Annotated in this window: 1 pseudogene; it reads right to left on the bottom strand. The window is 38.8% G+C overall.

Annotated elements, in window-relative coordinates:
- Nucleotides 1-1,117 (bottom strand): annotated as a pseudogene (locus SNE38_RS19045) (transposase); the annotation flags it as partial.
- Nucleotides 1,118-1,425 lie beyond the last annotated feature (308 nt).

The following is a 1,425-nucleotide window of genomic DNA, read 5'->3' as shown; positions in this document are numbered from 1 at the left end:
TTCAATCTTATAACGGTTTTTGGCAAGCTCTTTAAATGTTTCTGTTTCCTGAAATGCGGCTTGCTCTTGATGCGTCTGTGATTGAATCGTCACACTATACGTTTTACTTTTTGCGCCTTCTTTATAACAGCCCTCTCGCATCGGACAGATTTTACATTTTTCTGTATCGAAATAATAGGTCATTTTTTGATTCTCATTTACCTGTTTCTTTCCCGTACGTGCTTTTCGAATCGCTAAATGCCCTGCTGGACAAACAAACATGCTCGCGTCTTTATTATAATCAAACGCAACCTTTCGCTGTCCATTTCCATTTGTAATGACCGGATTTAACTTTGAAATGAGCTGAATGTTTTCTTCTTTCGTATATGCTAAATTTTCTTTCCCTGAATAAGCGGTATCGCCAATCACCTTATCAAATTCCATACCCGCTTTTTGACTTTTCTCAATTAATTCTTGAAGATAGTTCCCATCGCTTTTTTCGCCCGTTGTAATGACTGCCGCTGTAATAATTCGTTCATCGCTCATTGCCAGATGTGTTTTAAATCCAAAGAAAGCGGAATCAGCTGCTTTATGACCAACGCGTGCGTCTGGATCATTCGAAAAGCTTAATTGATTTTCGTAATCGTCGATGACTTCTTTTAATACATTTAATTTTTCTTTTACAGCGGGGATTTCAGAAACTTTTGATTGGGTTTCTACCACTTTCACGATTTGGCGACAATAGTCTAATTCTTCTTCTATTTCATTTGAAGTTGGCTTCGTTGGGAACTTTCCTACCATGTCTTCATTCAATTGATAAACAGCTTTTCTTACATTTTTCGATTTTTCTTGTAAAAATTCTTTTGGTGATTTTTGATTGTAGCGTGCTTTTGTATGAGTGGCATCGACCATAATCATTTTACTCAGAAGGAGTCCCTTCTCTAACGCAATTTCAACGGTCTTTTCGATTAATAAATCTAATANCATTATCTAAACAATATTTTGATTGTAATTCTTCTAAGATAAAGCTGAAATCGACCAATTCATTGATTTGGCGAAGAAGATTATCTTTTGGAATGAGTACATCATAGAGTGCCATATAGGGACTTAAATTCATGGTTTCTTGTTTAGAAATCATCGTCACACCGCCTTTTCCTAGTGCTTTCATTATACAGGAAAAGGAGGGCACAGAAGGAGAAAAAACATTCTCTTCATAAGACACCCCCGTTGATTGGAATGGAGGCGGCGACTCCTGCGGGAACAGCACGTGCGGAAAATCCAATGATCTGCGCCTCCGTTTAGGCGCAGATCATTTAGTTGGAGCCGTGCCCGCGGAAAGCGTCCGCCGCAATGGAAATCAACGGCATCGAAGAAAAGGGCATGTTGGAACGAATTTTCGTTCCAACATGCCCTTCCTTATAATTGAATGACTTTTTCAGTGCCCTC

Origin of the sequence: Solibacillus ferritrahens (assembly GCF_037027585.1) — a bacterium.
In the GTDB taxonomy this organism is placed as follows: domain Bacteria; phylum Bacillota; class Bacilli; order Bacillales_A; family Planococcaceae; genus Solibacillus; species Solibacillus ferritrahens.
The sequence above is the reverse complement of the archived record's forward strand: the minus strand, read 5'-3'. Positions and strand labels throughout refer to the sequence as shown.